General features: G+C 29.0%; 22 protein-coding genes and 1 pseudogene. 7 read left to right on the forward strand and 16 right to left on the reverse strand.

The window, feature by feature from the left end:
• The first annotated feature begins 98 nt into the window (after positions 1-98).
• The gene (locus CLV86_RS02490; RefSeq protein WP_121049276.1) at positions 99-569 is read left to right on the forward strand and encodes a hypothetical protein; all 471 of its coding nucleotides are present in this window, start codon (positions 99-101) and stop codon (positions 567-569) included.
• Between the two features lie 25 nt (positions 570-594).
• Here the strand turns inward: CLV86_RS02490 and CLV86_RS02495 are convergent, their stop codons facing one another.
• The 6 genes from CLV86_RS02495 to holA form a co-directional block, all read right to left on the reverse strand.
• Positions 595-921, reverse strand: coding sequence for a DMT family transporter (locus CLV86_RS02495; RefSeq protein ID WP_121049279.1), 327 nt, complete (start codon positions 919-921; stop codon positions 595-597).
• A 129-nt stretch (positions 922-1,050) separates the two neighbouring features.
• On the reverse strand, positions 1,051-2,100 hold the full coding sequence (locus CLV86_RS02500) for a DUF4377 domain-containing protein (protein ID WP_170148505.1): 1,050 nt from the start codon (positions 2,098-2,100) through the stop codon (positions 1,051-1,053).
• Between the two features lie 87 nt (positions 2,101-2,187).
• Complete coding sequence (locus CLV86_RS02505) at positions 2,188-2,748, reverse strand: type 1 glutamine amidotransferase domain-containing protein (protein WP_076732942.1); 561 nt, start codon at positions 2,746-2,748, stop codon at positions 2,188-2,190.
• Positions 2,749-2,908: 160 nt separating this feature from the next.
• Positions 2,909-3,274: a cupin domain-containing protein gene (locus CLV86_RS02510; protein ID WP_121049285.1), complete on the reverse strand. Its 366-nt coding sequence runs from the start codon at positions 3,272-3,274 to the stop codon at positions 2,909-2,911.
• The gene (locus CLV86_RS02515) at positions 3,271-3,657 is read right to left on the reverse strand and encodes a hypothetical protein (protein ID WP_147427011.1); all 387 of its coding nucleotides are present in this window, start codon (positions 3,655-3,657) and stop codon (positions 3,271-3,273) included. Before CLV86_RS02515 ends, CLV86_RS02510 begins: the two co-directional genes overlap by 4 nt.
• Positions 3,658-3,662: 5 nt before the next feature.
• Positions 3,663-4,667 (reverse strand): DNA polymerase III subunit delta, encoded by a 1,005-nt coding sequence (gene holA / locus CLV86_RS02520; RefSeq protein ID WP_121049419.1) that lies wholly within the window; start codon positions 4,665-4,667, stop codon positions 3,663-3,665.
• Positions 4,668-4,857: 190 nt separating this feature from the next.
• Here holA and CLV86_RS02525 point away from each other — a divergent pair, with 190 nt between their 5' ends.
• From CLV86_RS02525 to CLV86_RS02545, 4 genes and pseudogenes are all read left to right on the forward strand, one after another.
• Positions 4,858-5,319: a type I restriction enzyme HsdR N-terminal domain-containing protein gene (locus tag CLV86_RS02525; protein ID WP_076732938.1), complete on the forward strand. Its 462-nt coding sequence runs from the start codon at positions 4,858-4,860 to the stop codon at positions 5,317-5,319.
• Between the two features lie 14 nt (positions 5,320-5,333).
• The gene (locus CLV86_RS02530) at positions 5,334-6,323 is read left to right on the forward strand and encodes a glycosyltransferase family 2 protein (RefSeq protein WP_121049291.1); all 990 of its coding nucleotides are present in this window, start codon (positions 5,334-5,336) and stop codon (positions 6,321-6,323) included.
• 315 nt (positions 6,324-6,638) lie between these two features.
• Positions 6,639-7,147 (forward strand): annotated as a pseudogene (locus tag CLV86_RS14450) (T9SS type A sorting domain-containing protein).
• A gap of 123 nt (positions 7,148-7,270) precedes the next feature.
• Positions 7,271-8,128, forward strand: a complete 858-nt coding sequence (locus CLV86_RS02545; RefSeq protein ID WP_076732933.1) for an OmpA/MotB family protein — start codon at positions 7,271-7,273, stop codon at positions 8,126-8,128.
• Positions 8,129-8,175: 47 nt separating this feature from the next.
• Here CLV86_RS02545 and CLV86_RS02550 read toward each other — a convergent pair whose 3' ends face one another.
• Positions 8,176-8,535 carry a VOC family protein gene (locus tag CLV86_RS02550; protein WP_121049297.1) on the reverse strand — a complete coding sequence of 120 codons (360 nt, stop codon included), beginning with the start codon at positions 8,533-8,535 and terminating at the stop codon, positions 8,176-8,178.
• 1 nt (position 8,536) lies between these two features.
• A complete protein-coding gene (locus tag CLV86_RS02555) occupies positions 8,537-9,157 on the reverse strand; it encodes an L-threonylcarbamoyladenylate synthase (protein WP_121049300.1) in 621 nt (206 codons plus the stop codon).
• A 48-nt stretch (positions 9,158-9,205) separates the two neighbouring features.
• Between CLV86_RS02555 and CLV86_RS02560 the strand changes: the two genes are divergently transcribed.
• Complete coding sequence (locus CLV86_RS02560) at positions 9,206-10,066, forward strand: alpha/beta hydrolase (protein ID WP_121049303.1); 861 nt, start codon at positions 9,206-9,208, stop codon at positions 10,064-10,066.
• Positions 10,067-10,082: 16 nt separating this feature from the next.
• Positions 10,083-10,487 (forward strand): hypothetical protein, encoded by a 405-nt coding sequence (locus tag CLV86_RS02565; protein WP_121049306.1) that lies wholly within the window; start codon positions 10,083-10,085, stop codon positions 10,485-10,487.
• Between the two features lie 39 nt (positions 10,488-10,526).
• Here CLV86_RS02565 and CLV86_RS02570 read toward each other — a convergent pair whose 3' ends face one another.
• From CLV86_RS02570 to CLV86_RS02605, 8 genes are all read right to left on the reverse strand, one after another.
• Positions 10,527-12,866, reverse strand: coding sequence for an ATP-dependent helicase (locus CLV86_RS02570; protein WP_076732923.1), 2,340 nt, complete (start codon positions 12,864-12,866; stop codon positions 10,527-10,529).
• A 351-nt stretch (positions 12,867-13,217) separates the two neighbouring features.
• Positions 13,218-13,958 carry a LytR/AlgR family response regulator transcription factor gene (locus CLV86_RS02575; protein WP_121049308.1) on the reverse strand — a complete coding sequence of 247 codons (741 nt, stop codon included), beginning with the start codon at positions 13,956-13,958 and terminating at the stop codon, positions 13,218-13,220.
• Between the two features lie 4 nt (positions 13,959-13,962).
• Positions 13,963-16,821 (reverse strand): sensor histidine kinase, encoded by a 2,859-nt coding sequence (locus CLV86_RS02580; protein WP_121049312.1) that lies wholly within the window; start codon positions 16,819-16,821, stop codon positions 13,963-13,965.
• A 48-nt stretch (positions 16,822-16,869) separates the two neighbouring features.
• Positions 16,870-17,835, reverse strand: a complete 966-nt coding sequence (locus CLV86_RS02585) for a putative metal-binding motif-containing protein (protein ID WP_121049315.1) — start codon at positions 17,833-17,835, stop codon at positions 16,870-16,872.
• Positions 17,836-17,847: 12 nt separating this feature from the next.
• A complete protein-coding gene (locus CLV86_RS02590) occupies positions 17,848-18,399 on the reverse strand; it encodes a hypothetical protein (protein WP_121049318.1) in 552 nt (183 codons plus the stop codon).
• Positions 18,400-18,403: 4 nt separating this feature from the next.
• The gene (locus CLV86_RS02595; protein WP_121049321.1) at positions 18,404-18,721 is read right to left on the reverse strand and encodes a hypothetical protein; all 318 of its coding nucleotides are present in this window, start codon (positions 18,719-18,721) and stop codon (positions 18,404-18,406) included.
• An 11-nt stretch (positions 18,722-18,732) separates the two neighbouring features.
• Positions 18,733-19,179: a hypothetical protein gene (locus CLV86_RS02600; RefSeq protein ID WP_121049324.1), complete on the reverse strand. Its 447-nt coding sequence runs from the start codon at positions 19,177-19,179 to the stop codon at positions 18,733-18,735.
• 1 nt (position 19,180) lies between these two features.
• Complete coding sequence (locus tag CLV86_RS02605; protein WP_121049326.1) at positions 19,181-19,843, reverse strand: hypothetical protein; 663 nt, start codon at positions 19,841-19,843, stop codon at positions 19,181-19,183.
• Positions 19,844-19,845: the final 2 nt, after the last annotated feature.

A 19,845-nucleotide genomic window follows, 5' to 3' on the forward strand; every position in this document is an offset into this window, starting at 1 on the left:
ATTGTGAAAATTTTAAGTGTTATATTACATTTTTAAATAAATAATTAAGTTAGGATAAAAATACGTTTTTTACAAAGACACAAAATACATTTTTTAAAATGAAAGCAGTATCGGTGGTTACCATAAGAAAAGAATTAAAACACAAAAGCAATGAAGAGCTTGCCGAACTCTGCTTGCGTTTATCACGTTTTAAAAAGGAAAACAAAGAATTATTAACATATTTATTATTTGAAGCAGATAATGAAGCTGGTTATATTGAAACCGTAAAATCTGAAATTGATGAGCAGTTTGAACTTATTAACACCAATAGCTTTTTTTACATAAAAAAAAGCGTGCGTAAAATTTTAAGAAATACTAAAAAATACATCAGGTATTCATTAAACAAAGAAACTGAAGTAGAGTTACTACTTTATTTTTGCAAAAAGTTAAAGGCTATGAAACCTTCAATTTCAAGAAATACTACACTTACTAATATTTACAATCGCAACATAGAAGCTATAACTAAAAAAGTTTTAAAACTTCATGAAGATTTACAATACGACTTTAATTTAGAATTAGAAGACATGTAACAAAAAGACTATGTTATATCATTCTTTAATGAGATACAATTTTTAAACCAACAATAGAAATAATTAGCGTAGATAGAAAAAACAAACGCCAAAAACTAGCTGGTTCCTTAAAAACAAAAATACCTAAAAGCACGGTTCCTATAGCTCCAATTCCTGTCCAAACTGCATAAGTTGTGCCTATTGGCAGCTCTTGAGTAGCTTTAAAAAGTAAAAACATACTTATAGATAAACATACTAAAAAACCAACATACCAATATGTTACCTCTGTTCCTGTTGCTTCTTTTGCCTTGCCTAAACAAGCAGCAAAAGCAACCTCAAATAAGCCAGCTATAACTAGTATTATCCAATTCATTTATAGGTATTTATTTTAAACGAAGTTATAATTTGTAAACTACAAAATCAACCTTTAAAACTATAAAAATGCAAAACAAAAAAGCAACTGTTTAAAGTTGCTTTATCAATTATTTAAAAGAATAAAAAATTAATCTACTTTTTTATAACGTAATACCTCTTTACCCTCTTTATTATATAGAGATAATGTAAGGTTATTTATATTATATGTCTCTACATTATTAAGAATATTGCTTATCTCGTTAGAAAACTTCATATTAAAACAGGCTTTTTTTGTACCTATTAATGGCTTAAAAGATAAACTCTTACTATCTACTTGTTTAATTTCTCCGGAAAAATTGTTACAACCGTCATTTCCCATAACGCGATTAGATGTTAAATTAATTTCCAAATTAGGACGTTGATTATAGTTTTTAACATTAATCTCTTTTCCGTTTACAGCTTGTAATGCCCAAATATCATGAAGTCTCATTTTATTATCCTTTATTTTTTCTAATACTTTTACTAATTCATAATTAATTGATGAGGCATCTGCTGGAACTTGATTTTTAGCGCGTTTAATTTCTTTAACAATTAATTTATAAATGTAACCTGCTTCAAAATTAAATCCTTTAATTGAACTATAAAATAACTTCCAATCTTTAGAATTTAAAATTTTGTTTTTTTGAACTTGCATACAGCTCATTTTACCAACTCCACTACACTCTACTTTTACTGAGTTTACCCAATAAATGTATTCTCCTTCATTTAAAACTACGTTATTATTCATTTTTTTTGATAAAATATAATTTTCTTTTAATGCACCAGAAATCACATTCCCTTTATTATCTAATTTCATAATCTTACTTTCCATAATCATATATTGATGATCTGGTGATGGTTTACCATCTATATTAAGAGTAATTATATTACCATTAGCATTCCAACTAAATGTTCCGGTTTCTTTAAAAACATCTTTAGATTTTTCTAAATAAACAGTGCTTAGTTGATAAGTTTCGTCTTGATTTAAAATAAGTTCTGTTTCTATACCTGGACAATCTGCGCAAGGCAATGTACCACTATAAACACTAGGCCACTTTAATGTGTTTTTAGAGTCAACACTATCTAAAGTATAATTTCCGTTTTTTGTGCTATTACATGATGTTAGTATTATTACTAAAAGTAATATTTGGCTTTTCATAAAAATTCTCATTACTTAGTTTTAAAATTAAAAAAAAAGTAATCCGTTAAACTGGATTACTTTTTAAAATTTGATTATTCAATTTTGTTATGCTAATTGTTCTTCATGCTTACCTTCATAGACTTCCTCTACTAATTTAGCATTAAATGCTGGTAAATCGTCTGGATTTCTACTTGTTACTAAACCATGATCGCATACAACATCTGTATCGTACCATTTAGCACCAGCATTCTCAATATCCGTTTTAATAGAATTAAAACTTGTTACTTTTCTACCTTCTAATACTCCAGCCTCTGCTAATAACCATGGTGCATGACAAATTGCGCCTACAGGTTTATGGTTTTCGAAAAATGATTTTACAAAGCTTACTGCTTTTTCTTCTCTTCTTAATAAATCTGGATTAATAACTCCTCCAGGCAACATTAATGCATTGTAATCGCTTTGCGAAACTTCATCTAAAGTTTTATCAACTTTATAAGTATTACTCCAGTTTCCATCTGCCCAAGACTTAATTTCTCCTTTTTCAAGAGAAACAATATGCACATCTGCTCCTGCTTCTTCTAAAGCTTTTTTTGGTTCTCTTAATTCGCTTTCCTCAAATCCATTGGTTGCTAAAATTGCAACTGTCTTTCTATTTAAATTTTCCATTTTTAGTGTTTTAAGATTAGTAATTTCTTTCCACTAAATTACCATAAATAGATGTGTTTAAAGAATATTTGAAATGGTTTAACGTCACTTTAATATGAAGTGTTAAAGGAAGAAACCAAAGTGTTAAAAGAAACACTAAAGTGTTAATAAATTTATGAAATTATTTCTCTTCTATTATTAAATATACAGAAGTACTATCTCCTACATTTAAAACATTATGCTCGCTTAGCTCTGTTTTACTCCAAGTAACACCTGTTGCCACTGGCACTGTACGTGTACCGTTTTTATCTGTAATTTGAAAAGTACTTCCTGCTAAAGTATAACCAAAATGTGGTTTATGATAATGTTTCTCGTGACCAACACCTGGAGGAAAAGTACATTTTAAAATGCGTTGTTTTTTTGTTTCGTTTAATACTTCGCAAACTTTTTCACCTTCCCAACCAGCTTGCAAGGGATCTGGAAGTGTTTGGGTTGATTTGCAGGAGAAAAGACCAATAGTTAATAAGATACTGAGTAATTGTTTCATGAATAAATATATTTCTGTAATTCAATTTCGTTGACCTTTCCTTCTTTTGTAATAAATTTAAACTGATAAAGAAATTTCACAGCATCAATTGAATTTTTAATATCATCAACTTCAAAACCAATAGTTTTCTTTTTTTCAATCCATCTTAATTGAGGTAAAAAATGCTTCCTTTTAGTAAAAACATTATATGGCGTGATAATTTTTATCACAAATAATTTTTCTTGTGATTGTATGCTTGAAATTTTATACTTATTTTTTTTGCTTTTTTTAATGTTAACATATTCTATTCCATCGACATAAGCGATATCATTCTCAATTTTAATATTTTGTGCTTCAACAAAATGATTTAATAATACAAATAATAGAATAATAATTTTTTTCATAGTTTTCAATTTAAGATTCTAACTAGTAACTCTTGCAATAAATCTTTTTGCGGTATAGCATTAGCATTTACACCTTTACCCTTTACATCGAACTCTCTTAAAATAGCTATAATACCACTTACTTTTCGCATTGGAAAATTACGTGCCGCATCTAAATATTCGGTAACAAAATATGGGTTTACACGCAGTGCAGCCGCAACACTTCTTGGCGATTTATCATTCATACCATGCAATTGCAGTAATTGAGAAAAGAAATTAAATAATAAGGAAACCGTTACTACCATTGGATTATCTTTAGGATTATCGCCAAAATAAGTAACAATTTTAAAAGCTTTGGCATCATTTCTTGAACCTATGGCTTTTCGTAATTCAAAATTATTATAATCTTTACTTATTCCTATATTTTCTTCAATATGTATTGGTGTAATCTCCGTTCCTTCTGGTAAAATAATTTGAAGTTTTTCTAACTCATTATTAATTTTACTTAAATCTGTACCCAAAAACTCTACTAGCATTTGTGATGCTTTTGGTGAAATTTTATAGCTTTTTGTAGATAATGTACGTCTAATCCAATCTGGCACTTGGTTATCGTACAACTTCTTACTTTCGAACACCACACCAGATTTTTTTATAGTCTTATAAACGGCTTTTCGTTTATCTATACTTTTATATTTATAGCATAAAACCAAAACAGTAGAAGGTTGTGGATTTTTAGCATATTCCGATAGTTTATCTATAGTCCTAGACAAATCTTGAGCCTCTTTTACTATAACCACTTGCTTATCTGCCATCATAGGAAAACGCTTTGCATTACCTACAATATCTTCTATTGTTACATCGCGACCATACAAAACCATTTGGTTGAAACCTTTCTCTTCTTCGGCTAATACATTATCTTGTATAAAATCTGAAATTTTATCAATATAATAAGCCTCTTCTCCCATTAGCAAATAAATAGGTGCAAGATTTTTGTTTCTAATGTCTGTAACTATTTTTTTTACTTCGTCCAAAGAAAAACTAATTTTTGTTATCACATTAAGCACAGTCAAAATGCTTGTAATAACAGTTATTATGGCTTCGATTACGCTTAGCCAAACGTTTAATTTATATTATATACCAAAATAGAAACAAATTAAAAGTGTTAGTAATTTGGTATTTACTTGTTGAAGTTTACCTTTGAAAAAATTATATTTTGCTTTCATGCAAGCACTCAATTTTCCAAAGTTTTCGTTCCGTTTCAAAAATAGCGAAAATAAAGTTTCTATATTCGATGCAATTCGTAAAAAATTTGTGATTCTACAACCCGAAGAATGGGTTAGACAACATTGTGTGCATTACTTAATAGAAGTAAAAGGATACCCAAAATCTCTTATTAACGTAGAAAAAGAACTTAAAATCAACGATTTAAAAAAACGTTACGATATTGTAGTATTTAACCCAAATGGTAGTATTCATCTAATTGTAGAGTGTAAAGCTCCAAAAATTAAAATTAGCCAAGATACTTTTGACCAAGTTGCGCGTTATAACTTAGCTTTAAAAGCTTCCTTTTTAATGGTTACTAATGGTCTAAACCATTATTATTGTGTTATGAATTTTGAAACAGAAAAGTATGATTTTTTAAAGGACATTCCAGATTACAACACTTTAGATTTTGAAATTTAATTTTTTATAAAACTATGAATATTGCAGTCGTTATACTTAACTGGAACGGTAAAGCACTTTTACAAAAGTTTTTACCATCTATAATTACTCACTCTAAAGAGGCTAATATTTATGTTGCAGATAATGCTTCTACAGATGATTCTATTGTATTTATTAAAAATGAATATCCTCAAATAAAAATTATAAAAAACAAAGAAAATGGTGGTTATGCCAAAGGTTATAATGAAGCTTTAAAGTATTTAACAGAAGATATTTTTTGTTTAGTAAATAGCGATATTGAAGTAACAGAAAATTGGCTAACTCCTATTTTGAAAACTTTTAATACCGAAGAGAACACCGCCATAATTCAACCTAAAATATTAGATTATAAAAACAAAGCGTATTTTGAATATGCCGGAGCAGCCGGTGGTTTTATAGATAAATACGGTTATCCTTTTTGTCGTGGTCGTATTTTTAATACTATTGAAAAAGACCAAAAACAATACAATAATAATACGAATATTTTTTGGGCTTCTGGCGCTTGCTTTTTTATTAGAAAAAACACATTTAATGCCTTAAATGGCTTCGACGAATCGTTTTTTGCACATATGGAAGAAATAGATTTATGTTGGCGTGCCTACAATTTAGGCTACACAATTAAATACGTTGCACAATCTAAAGTGTATCATGTTGGTGGAGCAACTTTAAATGCTATTAACCCTAAAAAAACATATTTAAACTTTAGAAATAGCTTAGCAACACTAACAAAAAATGCATCAGGAAATATCTTGTTTTTAATTATTACTAGGTTAATTTTAGATGGCTTAGCTGCTATTAAATTTTTATTAGAATTTAAATTTGCACACATTTTAGCCATATTAAAAGCACACTTTAGTTTTTATGCTTGGTTACCATTATTATTAAAACAACGACAAGCGCTATCGCAAAAAAAAGATTACTTTAAAGTAAAATCTATTGTTTGGTCTTACTACATTTCTAAAAAAAATAGTTATAAAAAGCTATAGTAATTTAAAAAAAATCAGTATTTTTAATAAACCACAAATAATTCTGATTCTATGACAAAAAATTACTTTAAACTTCCTTTTTTAATAATAGCTTTACTTTCAAGCTCTATTGCACTTTCTCAAACTGTTTTTGAATTCACAAATTTTAGTCAGTCGAACACCAATGGTAGTAACATGTTTGAGATGACAGAGTCTCAACCAGATCCTAGTGATACTATTCCTTTTGTTATGTTAGCAAATGCCTTAAACGGTACTACTGGAGTACTAATATCCACTTTTAACATTAACGGAGCATTTGGTACAGATGGAAATGTAATGAGATCTAATCCGGCTACAAGAATAAATTTTGATTTTAATAAAGCTGTAGATATAGTTTCAATTATAACACTAAATGGAGAAAGCGGTGACGACACATTCACCTTTACACCAAACGGAGGAACAGGAAGTCCTGTACAAGTCACAATACCAGGAAATAATGCTCAAAATGTAGCCCTTAATTGGCAAGGAGCTACTGGTTTTTCTGTTACTAGCTCTCAAGGAACTATAAGCTTTTTCTTTGATACTTTAGTAATTTCCGAAAATACGCTAACCACAAAAGAATTTAGCTTAAATAAGGTTTCAATATATCCTAACCCAACAAATAACATTATAAATATTAAAAGCAATAATGCTATACAAAACGTAGAATTATATGATGTGCTTGGGAAAAAAGTAAAACCACTAAAGCTTCTACAATATCTTTAAATTCTTTTTCAAAAGGAATTTATATAATGAAAGTTACAACAGATAAAGGTATAGTTACAAAAAAGGTAACTAAAATTTAGCATTTACTATTAGGTTAAAATTATAGATTACTCTTTTAGTAAAAGTTTTGTTAATACTTCTTTTAACATTTAATAATTAGCTATTTTTGGAGTGTTAAAATTTAATTTTATCTAATAATAATTATGAAAAAACTAATAGTACTTAGTGCAGTAGCACTTTTATCTTTAAGTTCATGCGTGTCTAAAAAAGATTTTTTAGCACTTGAAGAAAAACAAAAAGAAACACAAGACCTTTTAAATAGCGCAACCGTTAAATTAAATAGCTGCTTAGCAGAAGAAGCCGCTTCTGCAGCCCGTATTAAAGAATTACGAGCTCGCCTTGAAGACATGAAAACTAATAATTTAGCATTAATTGAGAGCACTAAAGACATGACTGTTTTAACAGCTCAAGGTGCTAAAAATGTAGAAAAATCTTTAGAAAGTTTAAAAGAAAAAGATTTACGTATTTCAAGATTACAAGATGCTTTAACTAAAAAAGATAGTGTAACGCTTGCTTTAGTTACTAGCTTAAAAAAAGAAGTTGGACTTAATGATCCAGACATTGAAATTAATGTTGAAAAAAGTGTAGTATTTATCTCTTTATCTGATAAACTTTTGTTTAGAACTGGTAGCTACAATATTTCTAGCAGAGCTAACGAAATTTTAGGAAAAGTTGCTACAGTTATTAACAGCAAACCTAATTTTGAAGCAATGGTAGAAGGCCATACAGATAATGTACCTTACAAAAGTGGCGTTTTATTAGACAACTGGGATTTAAGTGTAAAACGTAGTACAGCTATTGTTCGTGCATTACAAGATTTAGGTGTTAAACCAGAACAGTTAATTGCTGCAGGTCGTGGAGACCATTTACCTTTAGTAGCAAACGATTCTCCTGAGAATAGAGCTATAAACCGTAGAACTAAAATTTATATTCTTCCAAAAATCGATCAGTTTTATGAAATGATTGAAACTGAAATGAAAGAATTATCTAAGGAAGGATAATTAAAATAAAATAAACACAAAAAGCTCAATCGAAAGATTGAGCTTTTTTATTTGTTATAACTCCAAACAGCCAACTCATTGCCTGAAGGATCCAAAAACTGAAATCTACGTCCTCCTGGAAAAGAGAAAATATCTACTTTAATACTACCGCCAAAATTAATTATTTGCTGTTTTATTTCTTTTAAATTGTCATGATATAAAACCACAAGAACTCCATTTACAATTACATCTTCTGTTTTTTCAAAACCTCCATCTATACCAGATTTTTCAAAAGAAAAAGACATATAATTTTCTCCATAATCTGTAAACTCCCAACCAAAAACGTTATTATAAAATTGTTTAGTAATAGCTAAATTGTGAGCTTTAAATTCTAGATAATTTATAGTGTTGTTTTTAGGTTTTGTCATTTTAAAAAATATTTAAACTGCCTTTTCCTTCCCTAACAACAACAGGCTCATTGTTAGACAAATCTATAATTGTAGAGCCTTCATTACCTCCATAACCACCGTCTATAACAAGATCAACAAGGTTATCCCATTTTTCTAGTATTAACTCCGGATCTGTAGTATATTCTAAAATTTCATCTTCATCTCTAATTGAAGTAGAAACTAATGGGTTTCCCAATGCTTTAACAATTTCTAAAGTGATGTTATTATTAGGAATACGAATACCAACCTCTTTTTTCTTTTTAAAAACTGATGGTAAAGATTTAGAACCTGGTAAAATAAAAGTATATGGTCCAGGTAATGCTCGTTTTAAAATTTTAAAAGTTGACGTGTTAATTTGCTTAACATGATCGCTTAAATTGCTTAAATCTTGACAGATAAAAGAAAGTTTTGCTTTTTCAAGCTTCACTCCTTTTATTCTTGCTATTCGCTCTAAAGCTTTATTATTAGTAATGTCGCAACCTAGAGCATATACGGTATCTGTAGGGAAAATTACTAAACCTCCGCGTTTTAAAACGTCTATTACTTTTTTTACCTCTTTAGGATTTGGGTTTTCTTCGTAAATTTTAATAAATTCCGCCATAATACATACCTTATTTAAACATTTACTAAAGTATATACTAATTTGTTTATGAAAAAATTATTGCCTCACTTTTTATTACTAATCTGCTTAACACTAATAGCTTTCTCTTGCTCAGAAGATGCTGAACCTGAAGTGCCTGAAATTGTAGAAGTACAAGAAACTATTGAAGCTTTAGAATTATATAATGTTCCTTACGGAACTGATAATAGACAAGTATACGACATATATTTACCAGAAAACAGGAATGAAAACACCAAAGTAATTATATTAATTCATGGTGGCGGATGGGTTTCTGGTGATAAAGTTTCTATGTTACCATATGTTGTAACAGCAAAAGAAGAATTACCTAATTATGCTTTTGTTAATATTAATTATCGTTTAGCTTCAGAAGGTGTTTCGCCATTTCCTATGCAGTTAGACGATATTACAGCTGTAATTAATCATTTAAAAATAAATAAGGATGAATACCTAATTTCCGAAGATTATGGTTTTATAGGTATTAGTGCTGGCGCTCATTTAGCTATGCTATGGAGTTATGCATATAATTTTGATAGTAATGTAAACATGGTGGCAAGCATTGTTGGACCAACAAACTTTAAAGATCCTAATTACGAAGATTTTGTAGATCCTACTTTTGTTTATTTTAATATTACTCCATCCGATAGCATTTTAGAGCAATACAGCCCATATTATAATGTAAGTGCTTCTTCTCCACCTACAATATTATTTTACGGAGGAAATGATCCATTAATACCAAATACTCAAGGTATAGATATGGATGCAAAACTTGCAGAATTAAATGTTGCTCACGAATTTACATTTTATGAAGAAGAAGGCCACGGTTGGGTTGGAGACAACTTATTGGATACATGGGAAAAAATTATAGCTTTTATAAACACACACCATTAAAAGTTAAGTTTTTTAAATGCAAAAAATAAGATATTCTAAAGAAAGACTAAAAAGTAACTTAAGAATTGGGTTGTTTTTTTTAATAACAGGAATCGTTCTTCTTATAATTTCTATAACAACAACTAAATGGGAAGAAATTTCAATATTTTCAATAGGTTTTGGGCAAGCCTTAGCAGGAATTTTTATGCTTAGTATTTATTATTTTGAAAATAAACTACAATATTTAACTATAACAAATGGTGAAATAGTTAAAAACACATTGTTTTTTAAGAAAATTAAAATTTCAGAAATAAAATTAACAAAAGAATTTGCTGGAGATTTAATACTTAAAACAGATAAAGAGGAATTTTTAATAAATACTCAAATTATAGAACCAGCTTCTTTAACGTATTTAAAAAATAGTTTAAAAAGCTGGTTATAAAAAACATTAATTATCAGGTTTAACCTTACCTAAAAAATATTAACCTATAATTTCTAATTTAGCAAAACGCAATAATAGTTTTTTTAAGCCTCCAAATTCAAAATCAATTTCAGCTTTAACGTCAGTTCCTTTTCCTTCAATTTTTAAAACCTCTCCTCTACCAAATTTTAAGTGTTTTACTCTATTACCTACAGTAAGTTCACCGTCAAATAAATTTGCATCTGCTGGAGCCTCAACCTCTGAAGCTTTTTTCATTTTTTTAGGAGCGCTAATTTCGAAGTTTACTGGTTCTTTCTTTTTTGCCACTTTTTTCTGGAATTTTGGTTGTACTGCTTTTTTAAATCTTATTTTATTTGGAGGAACATCCCCAAAAATATCTGCCGATAGCATCGGGTTTATTCGTCTTTCTTCTATTGGAGTAACAATGTCTAAAAACTGGTCGTCTATCTCTTCAATAAAACGACTTGGTTCTGAGTCTACTAGCTTTCCCCAACGGTATCTGGATAGTGCATATGTTAAGTATGCTTTCTTTTCTGCTCTGGTCAAAGCTACGTAAAATAATCGTCTTTCTTCTTCAAGTTCGCTTCTTGTATTCATACTCATAGCACTTGGGAATAAGTCTTCTTCTAAGCCCACAATAAATACATGATTGAATTCCAAACCTTTAGAAGAGTGAATGGTCATTAAAGCTACGTGATTAGGATCGCCTTTATCTCCATCTAAATCTGTAGCTAAAGCAACATCTTCTAGAAATTCTGCCAAACCGTCTTTAGAATCTGCAATTTCCATTTGTCCTTCAACAAAATCCTTAATACCATTTAAGAGCTCTTCTACATTTTCTAATCTTAAAACTCCTTCTGGTGTGCCATCTTTATTAAATTCTCTAATTAAACCACTGGTTTTTGTAACATGTTCGGCTAAATCAAAAGCGTTTGCTGTTTGATTCATAACCTGATAGCTTTCTATTAAGGTTACAAAATCTCTTAGTTTGTTTTTTATACCATTATTTAAATTAATATTTACGGTATCGATTTCTTTTAATAATCCAAAAATAGTTTTTCCGGTACTATTTGCTGCTACAACTAATTTATCTATTGTTGTTTGGCCAATACCTCTAGCTGGATAATTTATAACACGTTTTAATGCTTCTTCATCGGCAGTATTTAGCACCAATCTTAAATAAGCTGTAACGTCTTTAATTTCTTTTCTTTGGTAAAAAGACAAACCTCCATAAATACGGTAAGGAATATTACGTTTACGTAAAGCATCTTCCATTGCTCGAGACTGAGAATTGGTACGGTATAAAATTGCAAAATCACTATTAGGTAATTGATTATTCATCTTTTCTTCCCAAATGGTGCTTGCTACATAACGCCCTTCGTCTCCATCTGTTAAAGATCGATGAACTATAACTTTGTCTCCTTCATCGTTTGCTGTCCAAACAATTTTATCTAGTTTGGTTTTATTATGTTCTATAACAGAATTAGCTGCACCTACAATATTTTTTGTAGAACGGTAGTTTTGTTCTAAACGGTACATTTTAACGTTATCGTAGTCCTTTTGGAAGTTTAGAATGTTATTTATGTTTGCTCCACGAAAGGCGTAAATACTTTGCGCATCGTCACCAACCACACAAATATTTTGAAATCTATCTGCTAAAGCTCTTACTATAAGATATTGAGAGTGGTTTGTATCTTGATACTCATCAACTAAAATGTACTTGAATTTGTGTTGGTATTTAGCTAAAACTTCTGGAAAACGTGTTAAAAGCTCATTGGTTCTTAATAGTAAATCATCAAAATCCATTGCTCCTGCTTTAAAGCAACGGTCTACATAATTAGCATAAATCTCTCCCATTTTTGGTCTGCGTGCCATAGCATCTGCTTCCATTAATTCTGGGTTTTTAAAGTATGCTTTTACAGTAATTAAACTATTTTTATATGAAGAAATCCTACTATAAACCTGCTTTGTTTTATAAACGTCTTTATCTAAGCCCATTTCTTTAATAATGGAGCCTAATAGTTTTTGAGAATCTTGAGTGTCGTAAATTGTAAAATTACTTGGAAAACCTAAATGATGTCCTTCGAAACGTAAAATTTTTGCAAATACAGAGTGAAATGTTCCCATCCACAGGTTTTTAGCTTCACCATCTCCAACTATATCGGCAATTCTGCCTTTCATTTCTTTGGCAGCTTTATTAGTAAATGTTAATGCAAGAATGTTAAACGAATCTACACCTTGATTCATTAAATATGCAATTCTATAAGTTAACACTCTTGTTTTTCCAGAACCTGCACCAGCGATAATAATCATTGGTCCATCTTTTTGAACTGTAGGTTCGTATTGTGCTTCGTTTAACTGACTTAAATATTTTTCCAAACTCCTGCTTTTTTAATTGGTAAAAATAAGAATTGTTGTGCGGTTTACTTCTTGGTTTTATTAATAATTATAAACAATTGACAATTATTTTATGTTACATTTTTATTAACTATAACTTAAATAATTGCTTTAAAGAAAGGATTAGAAAAACGAATAGTACTTATTAGAAGTGATAAACTAAAATATTCTAGAAAAATGACAATAACTTTTTTAAATACGTATATGCAAATTTTACAAATACCAAGAAAGAAACCACTATAAATATTGGTTGTAAATTAATATAAAAAAAACCTCTTACACTAATAACATGCAAGCTTTAAAAGATTGTGAGTATTTGGGTGGTTATAAAGCTTAGCTAAAAAGCTTTAAAAAGGCTTTTTTATTGGTTCTTGAAATTGGCACACGTTGGTTGTTTTCTAATATAAGGTAGCCTTCATTTTCAAAATGACGCACTTTTTCTAAATTTACTATATGCGATTTGTGGCATTTAAAAAATCTGGTGTTTAAAAGTTTTTCAAACTTACCTAAATTATAAGAGCTAGTAATGGTTTTGTTATTTATTAAATGAATTTTAGTATAACCACCATAACCTTCTAAATGCATAACTTCTTCTTGAGGGATAAAAGACATTCCTTTTTGTGTAGGTACTATAATTTTATTGTTAGCAGATATAGTATTGGTTAATACGCTTACCAACTTATGATTGCTTTCTAAATCATTTTTAAGCTTTATTGCCTGTTTTGCTTTATTTGTTGCCACAATTAAATCATCATCATCTATTGGTTTTAATACATAATCTATTACACTTTGTTTAAAAGCTTCAATTGCATATTCACTATAAGCTGTTACAAAAATAACTTGAAAATCTATTTCGTTTAATTGAGCTAATAAATCAAAACCATTAATTCTAGGCATTTCTATATCTAAAAACACAAGATCTGGCTGTTTTATCTTTAAAGCTTTAATTGCTTCTTCTGGTTTTTGGTAGGTGTTTTGTACTTCGATTTCTGGAAATAGTTTACCTAACTTTTGTTTTAAACCTTTTAGGTTTGAAATTTCGTCATCGATTAATATTGCTGTTATTGGTTTCATTGCATTAAATCTGGTTGATAATAAACGTAGAAATATTTCCTTTGTCTTTTAAATCTGAATGTAATTCTTTTTCTGAATACGTAATAGTCCATTGCCCAGATTTGTTTAAAAACCTAAGTCTATCTTCTAATACATGTGAAGATTTAACTTTTCTATTTCCTTTTTTTGTGGTGTTTACAAAGCCTACTCCATCATCTATTATTTCTACTTTAAAACTTTTATTATCTATGCATTTAAAATTAATTGTGACTTCACCATTGTTTTCTTTATTAAAAATACCATGATTTATAGCATTTTCAACAATGGGCTGTAACAGCATGGTTGGAAGTTTATTTAATTTTCTATCTAAATTAGCATCAATATTTATAGTGTATTCAAACTTATCTTTAAAACGTAATTTTTCAATATCTAGATAGTTTTTTAGTAGTTTAACTTCATCTTCTATACTAATATTAGTTTCTTTAGTCCACTCGAAAAATTGCCTTATTAATTTTGAAAACTTTACCAAATAAGTTTCTGATGCTTCCATTTGGTTATTATTTATATAATATTGAATGGCAGCTAAGGAGTTGAATACAAAGTGCGGATTCATTTGAGAGCGTAAAGCTTTCAATTGTAACTCTGATAAGCGTTTGTCTTCAATAATTTTTTGGTTTTTTTTGAATTGTGTACGTTTAACAAAATATCTAGAAATGTACACAACCAATAAGATACTTAATAAAACAGCTAGCAATCTTACCCATAGCATTTGGTACCAAAGCGGTTTTATTTTAAAGCTTAATGATTTTTCAATTTCTTGAGACTTTATATAAAAGGTATAATCTCCTGGTTGTAAATCGTTAAAATTAAAATTTTTAAATTTTGAACTTGTCCATTGTTTTTGAACAGGCTCTAATTTATACTCATAAGAGAAATTAGTATCATCTTCAGAGAAATCTATTTTAGATACTGTAAAATTAACATTATTATTTTCTACATATTTAAAGGTACTATTTGTAGATGTAATTACTTTATCATTATAATTTGCTTTATCAATGTAAACATCTAATAACTGCGGAATACTTACTTCGTCTTTAGGTAAAATTGCAATCCCGTTATTAGTACCTACTATAAGATTATTATTGTCTACAAAAATTGAAGTAATGTGGTTGGTTGGCAAACCATCGCTTTTTGTAAAACGTTTTTCAAATTGAAAGATTTCATTGTTTTTTATAAATTTTAAAACACCAGAATTTGTTGCTAACCAAAGCGCTTTATTTTCTATATAAGCATCTTCAACAATTAAATATTCTGTAGGTTGTAAAGGACAAATAGTTTGCAAATCTGTAATATATGCTCCAAAACCATCGGTATTTATTAACAAGTGTTTTGCATCAAGTACTTTTATATTTAATATAGATTTTGTAAACTTATTGTTTTCTAAAATTACTGGAGTTAAAGCATTCGATTTTAATTCTTTTAAACCACTTGTTGTAGCAATTAACAACCTATTGTTAAACGTAATAATATCGTTACAACCTTTTTGTGTAAACTCTTTTTCTATATGTAATGTCTCTGGATCTAAGCTATTAATACCAAAAGCAAAATTGCCATATATTTTATTATTAAAATAAACAAATTTACGTCCAAGCTCATTAGCATAATTAGATGCATTAAAAACTTTTTCAAGATTTAACTCTGTATATTTATCTTGAGCGTTACTTTTAACAATTGCGTTTTTAAAAGCATAATAATTGGTATTGGTTTCATTAATATAACTTGCTTCGTATATGTAATCTTCTTTGTTTACTAGTGAGTTAAATGTTTTGGTGTTGCTATTATATTTAAAAAATCCTTTTTTATAGACACCAACTATTAAATTATTATTTATAACATTAAAGCTTTGGACTTTTTGATTACTAAATTTATAAACTACCTCTTTTTTTCTAGAAGATAATTTATAAACACCATTGTTAAATGTTGCCAACCAAATATTGTTTAACTTATCTATAAAACCAAAATGAGATTGAATGTGTTCTGGGAAATAAAACGGATTAACAATTTTAAAATCTGAATTTAATTTAGCAACAAATCCAGATCCAGATATTTGTAAATCATCACCTACTAAATTTATTCTAGGGTATTTTATTTCAGTTTTAGCTAAAACATCTTTAAACTTAAATTGTCTAAATGATTTAGTGTTTAAATTAAGTATGGAATAATTTTTATTGGTTGCCCAAAAAAACAAACTATCATTTAATTGACCTCTTGCACCTACTCTACCATAAATATCTTTGGTTTTAATGCTTTTAATTTTTTTTAAATCTTTGGTATACAATGTTACCCTTTGGTCTAGTGTAAAAGCTAAATATGCTACATGATTTTGTCTTATTTTTATCCAATCTTGATTTGTTTTTTTACTATTAAGGTTAATTTGACTTATCCATTTATCATCTTTTAAAAAAAATGATTTTTTAGTTTCAGTAGGATATATAGAATCTCCTACTTGAGAAGAATATATAGGATTAATTATACTTTCTTTATTACTATTATAAAACGAAAAAACAGAATCTTTTTTAATATATCCAAGTTTTGTAGATTTAGATAAGTACCATATGTTTCCGTTTGGTGCTGTAAAAGCGTCCCAAACATCGTTATTAGGTAATCCATTTTTAGTAGTAAATGTTTTTAACTGGGCACCATTAAACCTAGTCATACCTTTATCTGTTAAAAACCAAATAAAACCTTTAGCATCTTGTACAATAGTATACACGTGGTTACTTGGTAAACCATCTTGAGTCGTATAATTGGTGTATTGTTGTGAAAAAGAAAAACTCCATATCAAAAAGAAGAATAATATAATATGGAGTTTTTTATGTTTCAATAGTTTTTATTTAAGTGATGATTACAAAAGTAATAGTTTTAGAGTTTTTTAAAACTCATCTACTAAACCATTGCAATTATTATCAATTCCATCAGCAATTTCTGGAGCTCCAAAATATACATTTGAATCATTATCATCACAATCTGTTCTATTTGTTGAGCTTCCTGCAAAATTTACTGTTGTTCCTAAATCATTAGAATCTCCAAAACCATCACCATCAGCATCTTGATAATAATATACAACATCTGTATTACCATCACAATTGTTATCCAAACCATCTGTAGTGTTTTCAGTAGCAAAAGGATGCATGCTTGCATCTCCATCATAACAATCTAAACTATTAAATACATATCCAGTTGGTATTGTCATTTGAGCTTCATAATTACAAGGTGCTGGACAACTAGCAATTAAAGGATTATTAATATCTCCATAGCCATCTCCATCATTATCTGCATAAAATGTATAGTCTTTACTTGACGATGCGTCACAATCTTCGTCTACATTATTATCTGGTATTTCAGTTGCTCCTGGATTTATATAAGCATCATTATCGTCACAGTCTGTGTTATCTGTTACTACTCCATTAGTAGTATTGTTTGGATCTCCATAACCATCTCCATCATTATCTGCATATAGTGTAGGACATGTAACATCTCCACTACAATCTGGATCTTCGCAATCTGTAAAACCATCTCCATCATTATCCACTCCATCATTGCAAATTTCTACGCAATTTTCATCAACTTGTCCATCGCAATTATTATCAATTCCGTCTCCACAAATTTCATTTGCTCCTGGATATGTAATAGCATCTGTATCATCACAATCACCAGAAACTAAAACATAACCAGCTGGTTGTACACAAGCGTTTTGTGTTACAGCTGGATTACCAAATCCATCTACATCTGCATCCTGATACCATGCTTGTTCTGTACAAGAAGCATCATCATCGCTTCCACAAGCTACTACTAATACTAGTATAAATAGTATACTTAATTTTAAAATTGTTTTCATAATATATAGTTATTAATAATTTTGATCTGCATCACGTTGCACTCTACATTCACCTGAAATAGTTCTGGTAGTCCCATTATCATCAAATGTTCCTGAAAAAGTAAACTCTAAATAATCACCTATATTTGAAGGGATTGCAGAAGTAACTGTTGCAACTATTGGATGTGTTGTAAAATCACCAGATAAAACAAATAAGTTTGAAGAGGTACTTTCAGCAAAATAGAATTTTTCAGTCGGAGAACTATCTAATGCTAATCCCCAATTATAAGTTGTTGCAGGCATAAAAACACCATTACTATCAAAAGAAAAACTTGCAGCAATCCTTCTTAAATCACCACTTGGTTGTTGTCCTGATGCATTTATTTCAAATCTATCTATAATCGTAGAAGTATCTGTTTCTAAATGACCTTCTACTTCATAATCAAATATACGTTCTACACCATCTATAGTGTATTTATAATATTCGTTTGTATTACCTGTTGTAGTGGATCCATCGTCATCATTACTACATGCTACAATAAATACTAACGTTAGTAGTAAGCTAATTTTTAATACTATTTTCATGTTATTATTTTTTGTTTTCGTTATAAAATTTTAATGCTTCAGAAAACTTAAAACTAAAAAAAGCGTCTTTACCTTCGTAATGGATTACTTTTACTCCATCTACTACATCATTTAAAAAAATGATTTCATGAAAGTCTTTTTCTTGAAGTTTTCTGCCATTTATTAAATAATATCTTACTATTTCTGTTTTCTCTGCTTTACTTAATGGCTTTGAAGTTTCGGTTTTAGTAGTTTTTTCTAATGCTTGAGGTTTCTTTTCATCTTTACAATTAAAAACTATTAAACCTAAACAAATCACTAAATACTTAACATATGTTTTCATAGTTATCTTTTTTATAGAACCTCATCAATTATTACACAAAACTCTACCTCTACACTTCCATTTACAACGTCTAATCTTACCTCATCACCTACTGCTGTTCCTGCACGTTGACAAGTTACTGTAACAGTTTGCTCTGTACCATTATCAATAGTAATCAAACCAGTTCCTGTATCGTTTAAAGCAATGACGTTAGTAGTAAAAAACAGTGTTGTTGAACCTGTATACGAAACAATTTCTATTCCTGGTGCTCCATTAGGTCCATTACTTGCATTTGGAAAATATTGTGTATTTAATTCTGATTCTGGAATTAAAGTTTGATCGTTATTATTGCTATCTAAATACGAAAAACCTTGATAGTTACATTGGGTTTCATTAGTTGCATCGTTATTTACATCGTCGTCATTATTACAAGATGTAAAAAGAACTAAAGCAACTATTATATTTCTAAATACTTTCATTTTAATCTAAAATTACTCCAAAGGTTCCTTCGTAATGTCCTGTAATGACTTCTCCATTTTGATTCATAAAAGTATAATCGACATCAATTGTACTGGCAGAAGGATTATTAGCGTCTAAATCTATTGCATTAATTGTTATACTTGGACCTTGCGTACCTGGAGTATTAAAAACGCCTACGTTTTCGTCTCCTGTTCCATACTCAACACCATTAATAAAATAAGAAGGATTTAAACCATTTATTTGACCGTTTTCTATTATTACAGAGTCGTTTATACTAGAAACCACATAAGTATTTCCAGCAGAAGGACCTGCATTTGCTAAACTTGGATTATCTACAACTTCTACATTTAAAAACACCCAGTTAGTAGTATTTAAAGAGAATAAAAAATCATCATTTAAACCATTTACATTTGCTGGATCATTATCAAACATACGTCCATTAGAGAAGAAAAAACTATAGTTATCTGGATAACCATCACCACCAATATTAGGATCGTCATCATCTTCATCTATTTCAAAATAAGCATTTGGTGTATCGTAAAATACATTGTTATGCGTAAATCCATCTGTTGGAGTTACTGGGTCTGTTTGTGCATCATCGTTACTATCACAACTAAAAACTGTAATAATTAAAAGAAATAAATATGCTTTTGTTGTTTTCATAG

The sequence above is a fragment of the Lacinutrix venerupis genome, from assembly GCF_003663945.1.
In the GTDB taxonomy this organism is placed as follows: Bacteria; Bacteroidota; Bacteroidia; order Flavobacteriales; family Flavobacteriaceae; genus Lacinutrix; species Lacinutrix venerupis.